The sequence below is a fragment of the Vibrio sp. 1731 genome, from assembly GCF_033339955.1.
Lineage (GTDB): Bacteria > Pseudomonadota > Gammaproteobacteria > Enterobacterales > Vibrionaceae > Vibrio > Vibrio alginolyticus.
Genome location: NZ_JAWOVO010000052.1, coordinates 1 through 5,639, shown reverse-complemented (window position 1 = coordinate 5,639; position 5,639 = coordinate 1). Strand labels below are relative to the sequence as shown.

Sequence of the window (5,639 nt, the reverse complement as noted above, 5' to 3'; positions counted from 1 at the left end):
CGCCTTACTGGATCTATGCGGTTACAGTTTTGCACCGCGATACGCGCAGTTCAGTAGTGTCATCAATGATCTGTTTGCCGTAACTGAAAATGAACACGGCGGCACCAACCTTGCCCTGAAAAAGCCCATCAGGACGAATGTCATCGAAACGGGATGGCAGGATATTAGGCGCATTGTTCTGTCACTTCAGACAAAGCGAACGACACAGGCAATGCTGGTAAGAAAGTTGTCTGGTTATCCTTCGGGGCACCCGACATTACAGGCGCTGACGGAGTATAATCGACTGGTCAAAGCGCAATATTTACTGGATTACATAGACAATGCCAGTTTGCGGCAGTACGTTCAGCGTGCCCTTAACCGGGGAGAAGCGTGGCACTTCCTGAGACGGGCTATTGCGTCGGTGAATGGCGATCAGTTCCGAGGCAAAAACGAGAGTGAAATCGCTATCTGGAATGAATGTGCAAGATTGCTTGCCAACGCGATCATCTACTTCAACTCCGCGATACTGAGTCATCTGCTGGGACACTTTGAAGCGAGAGGAGATGAAGAGAAAGCGGGTATCACTCGTGCTGTTTCGCCCGTTGCGTGGCAAAATATCAACTTAAGCGGAACGTATAACTTCACTAATACTGGGAAATTGCCCAATATTGGCGAAATAACAAGGCCGATAGTGGATGATTAGGCTCCAAGCTGAAAGTAAACCACCTCCGCAGCCATTTATTGGTGTGGTCTACAGAGGATTATGTCTTTTTAGAGGGGAAAATCCCTAGAACCCCTAAATGGTAATGCGGCAGGCATACGTTGTCCATATGTTGTAACTATTCATTCTATAAATTTTACTTGATCAATATCAAAAGTCAGGATTATTATGCCGATCGGTACAAAACTAACATAAGGATAGCGAGATGGTAGGCAAACACCTTAGAACGCCTCTTCTACTAATCTCATTTGCAGCGCCATTGGTGTTGTCTGGATGTCAAGATTCACGCGCCGAAGCACCTGCATCAGCACCGCCACCACCAACGGTTGAAGTGGCACAAGTGCTTGTAGAACAGGTTACCGAGCTTGATCAATACACTGGTCGATTAGAATCACCTCAAACCGTCACCGTAATGCCTCGTGTATCGGGTTACGTAGACCGTGTTCACTTCCGTGAAGGCCATCTCGTAGAAGCTGGAGACGTGCTTTTTTCAATCGACAATCGTTTGTTTGTTGCTGAAGTTAACCGTTTGAAAGCGGAACTTAGCAGTGCTCAAACAAGCTTGAACCAAGCAATCAAAGATTATGAACGTGCACAAAGACTAAGCAAAACTAAAGCAATTTCTCAAGAGACCGTTGATGCGCGTTTTGCAGATCAGCAGCGTAGCGTTGCAAGTGTTTCAGCTCTTAAAGCTGCTTTGGCAAAAGCGGAACTAGACCTTGAATTCACTCTAGTTCGCGCGCCGATTGCAGGCAAAGTTTCTTTCGCAGAGGTGACCAAAGGTAACTATGTAACTACGGGTCAAACCGTTCTTACGTCACTGGTATCTACTTCGAAAATGTACGCTTATTTCGACATTGATGAGCGTAGTTTCCTTAAATATCAAGAGATTAATAACCTCATCTCAGCGGATGGTGAAATTGAAAATGTCGTCCAAATGTCGTTGGCTAACGATACCGATTTCCCTCATATCGGTTACATCGACTTTGTAGACAATGCGATTGACGAAGCAACGGGAACCATTCAAGTTCGCGCCGTTTTTGATAATGCGGATAAGAAATTTTTACCGGGTATGTTCGCCAAAATGCGTATCGCTGGCTCGGATAGCTACCAAGGTGTGTTGATTGATAACAAGGCGATTGGTACCGATCTGAATAACAAGTATGTCTTGGTTTTAGGCGATGACAATATTGTCCAATACCGAGCAATCTCTCTTGGTGAAGGCCTTAACGGTCTGCGCATTGTATTGGATGGCCTAAAAGGCGACGAAAAGATTGTCGTCAATGGCTTACAACGCGTTCGTGCCAACATGCCTGTTACGCCCGATGAAGTTGCAATGGCTGATGAAAACACCCTTGCCAATATTCGCCAGCAACAAGCATTACGAGACCAGCAGCGCAGTGAGCTACTGACTCTGCAAGTGAAGCAATAAAGGAACCATTGCAATGTTTTCCCAGTTCTTTATTCGTCGGCCGATCTTTGCATCCGTGCTGTCGATACTCATATTCATCGGTGGTGCATTGTCAGTATGGCAACTGCCTATCACTGAATACCCCGAGGTTGTACCTCCGACTGTCGTTGTAACAGCGACTTACCCGGGTGCGAACCCGAAAGTGATTGCGGATACCGTCGCGTCTCCCCTCGAAGAAGAGATTAACGGCGTAGAAGACATGCTGTATATGTCTTCTCAAGCGACTTCTGATGGCGTGATGACGTTAACCGTCACCTTTGCCATTGGTGCCGACGTAGACAAAGCGCAAACCCTAGTTCAAAGCCGTGTTGATCGTGCCCTACCTCGTTTGCCTGAAACCGTTCAGCGACTTGGTGTTGTGACGGAAAAGTCATCACCAGACTTAACCATGGTCGTTCACTTGGTGTCGCCTGATGAGCGTTATGACCTACTTTATCTTGCGAACTATGCAGCGCTTAACGTTAAAGATGAACTTGCCCGAATCGAAGGTGTGGGTGCCGTTCGCCTGTTTGGTGGTGGCGAATACAGCATGCGTATTTGGCTTGATCCAAACAAGGTCGCAAGCCTGGACCTCAACCCTAGTGAAGTCATTTCTGCGATTCGCGAACAGAACCAACAAGCTGCAGCAGGTAGCCTTGGTGCTCAACCAAGTGGCTCGTCAGACTTCCAGTTGCTTATTAATGTCAAAGGACGTTTAAGCGAAGTTGAAGAGTTCGAGAACATCATCATCAAGGTTGGTGAAGATGGTCAGATCAACCATTTGAAAGATGTCGCTCGTATTGAATTAGGTGCCGAAACCTACTCACTTCGTTCACTACTTGATAACCAAGACGCAGTTGCCATTCCAATCTTCCAAGCTTCTGGCTCAAACGCGATTCAGATCTCTGATGACGTAAGAGCGAAAATGGAAGAGCTGTCAGCTAGCTTCCCTCAAGGTGTGAGCTACGAGATTGTTTACGACCCAACGGTATTCGTTCGTGGTTCTATTGAAGCGGTAGTGCAGACACTGCTTGAAGCGGTATTACTTGTTGTACTAGTTATTGTTCTGTTCCTGCAAACTTGGCGCGCATCGATCATCCCATTAGTTGCGGTTCCGGTTTCATTAGTTGGTACGTTCGCCTTCATGTACTTAATGGGCTTCTCTTTAAATGCTCTGTCACTGTTTGGCTTAGTACTCGCTATCGGTATCGTTGTTGATGATGCGATCGTGGTGGTCGAAAACGTCGAGCGAAACATCGAAGAAGGTCTTGCTCCTATTGCGGCGACAGAAAAAGCGATGCGAGAGGTTACAGGCCCAATTGTTGCGACGACGTTGGTGCTCGCTGCGGTATTCATCCCGACTGCGTTTATGTCTGGCTTAACGGGTCAGTTCTATAAACAGTTTGCGTTGACCATTACTATTTCAACGTTCATTTCAGCTATTAACTCGCTGACTTTGAGCCCGGCTCTTTCTGCCCTGTTGTTACGTGGTCACGACCAACCGAAAGATTGGCTCACGCGTGCAATGGATGGCTTGTTCGGACGCTTCGTATTTACCCCATTCAATAAGCTATTTAACAAAGGTTCTATCGCTTACGGTTACGCGGTGAAGAAGAGCATTCGACTTGGCGCACTGATTGGTGTGATGTATGTTGGCCTGCTTGGCTTAACGGCTTACCAATTCGATCAGACTCCTACGGGTTATGTGCCGGGTCAAGATAAGCAGTACTTGGTTGCATTCGCGCAACTGCCAGACGCGGCTTCACTTGAGCGTACCGATGCAGTGATTCGTGAGATGTCCGAGATTGCTTTGGCACAACCAGGCGTTGAACACTCCGTTGCATTCCCAGGTCTGAGCATTAACGGGTTCACCAATAGTCCAAACAGCGGTATCGTGTTCACTCCGTTGGCTGATTTCGACGAGCGTCAAGATCCGAGTCTTAGCGCAAATGCGATTGCAGGTCAGCTGAACCAAAAATTTGCTTCTATCCCTGATGCATTCATCGCGATCTTTCCACCACCACCGGTTCAGGGTCTGGGTACGATTGGCGGTTTCCGTTTGCAGATCCAAGATCGAGCGAACCACGGCTACGAAGCGCTATACGGTGTCACTCAACAAGTGATCATGAAAGCATGGGCGCACCCGGCACTAACTGGTGTGTTCTCAAGCTATCAAGTTAATGTTCCACAGTTAGACCTGGATGTTGACCGTACGAAAGCGCTCAAGCAAGACCTATCATTAGACGATGTTTTCTCTACCCTGCAATCCTACATGGGGAGCACGTACGTCAATGATATCAACCGCTTTGGTCGCACATACCAAGTGAACGTTCAGGCCGACGAAGAGTTCCGCCAAACACCAGAGCAGATTCGCCAACTAGAGGTTCGAAATGCGAACGGTGAAATGATTCCTTTAGGCGCGTTTGTTGATGTGAATTACAGTGCTGGTCCTGACCGTGTGATGCATTACAACGCTTATACCACAGCAGAGATCAATGGTAGCCCTATGCCAGGTTTCAGCTCAGGTGAAGCGCAAGCAGCGATTGAGCAGATCCTTGCAGAGACACTACCGATTGGCATGACTTACGAATGGACCGAGCTGACCTACCAACAGAAGTTGGCCGGTGATACAGCTATGTTGATCTACCCACTGGTTATCTTGTTGGTGTTCCTTGTACTTGCTGCGCAATACGAAAGTGTACGTCTTCCGATGGCAATCATCTTAATCATTCCTATGACGCTTCTATCGGCGATCAGCGGTGTGATTCTATGGGGTAGCGACAACAATATTTTCACTCAAATTGGTCTAATCGTACTGGTTGGTTTGGCAACTAAAAACGCCATCCTAATCGTAGAATTCGCCAAAGAGTTGCAAGATAAAGGTCGCACTGTGATGGAGGCTGTTCTTGAAGCATCACGCTTACGTCTTCGCCCAATCTTGATGACGTCGATTGCCTTCATCATGGGTGTGGTTCCAATGGTGTTCTCTACTGGTGCCGGTGCTGAAATGAGACAAGCAATGGGTATCGCTGTGTTCTCTGGCATGATTGGTGTAACCATATTCGGTCTGCTACTCACGCCACTGTTCTACTACGTATTGGCTAAACGTACTCCTAAAGAGCAGAGTGACAACACAGAGCAAGTTGCACTAGAGCCGATTAACGAATCCACTGTCTAATCCTTTATTTTGAGTGATTAGAAAGGCAGCCCGTGCTATTTGGGGCTGCCTTTTTTTCGTTAAGGACTCAACGGCAATTCCAGCCGTTATTTTTTGTTCAGTCTAGAAACTGTTGAATATCGTCGACGTCCATTAACTCTGACGATAAATACCGCTCTGCATAGTTGCGATAAACACCGCTCGTTAAAAGCAGGTGGAAAATCTCTTTATCAATATGTTCATTCTCCGCCATTTTGGGGTTCTAGGGATTTTCCCCTCTAAAAAGACATAATCCTCTGTAGACCACACCAATAAATGGCTGCGGAGGTGGG

The 5,639-nt window shown here is 47.2% G+C and carries 4 protein-coding genes; 3 read left to right on the top strand and 1 reads right to left on the bottom strand.

The features are described from left to right. The 3 genes from R7035_RS24880 to R7035_RS24870 all read left to right on the top strand — a co-directional run. Positions 1-682 (top strand): Tn3 family transposase (locus R7035_RS24880; protein ID WP_206947111.1); only part of this gene is annotated, 682 nt, incomplete at its 5' end. 223 nt (positions 683-905) lie between these two features. Next, positions 906-2,132, top strand: coding sequence for an efflux RND transporter periplasmic adaptor subunit (locus tag R7035_RS24875; RefSeq protein WP_203347287.1), 1,227 nt, complete (start codon positions 906-908; stop codon positions 2,130-2,132). Between the two features lie 13 nt (positions 2,133-2,145). Continuing rightward, on the top strand, positions 2,146-5,328 hold the full coding sequence (locus R7035_RS24870; protein ID WP_203347286.1) for an efflux RND transporter permease subunit: 3,183 nt from the start codon (positions 2,146-2,148) through the stop codon (positions 5,326-5,328). Positions 5,329-5,425: 97 nt separating this feature from the next. Here R7035_RS24870 and R7035_RS24865 read toward each other — a convergent pair whose 3' ends face one another. Continuing rightward, positions 5,426-5,560: a hypothetical protein gene (locus R7035_RS24865; protein ID WP_257898055.1), complete on the bottom strand. Its 135-nt coding sequence runs from the start codon at positions 5,558-5,560 to the stop codon at positions 5,426-5,428. Between the last annotated feature and the right edge of the window lie 79 nt (positions 5,561-5,639).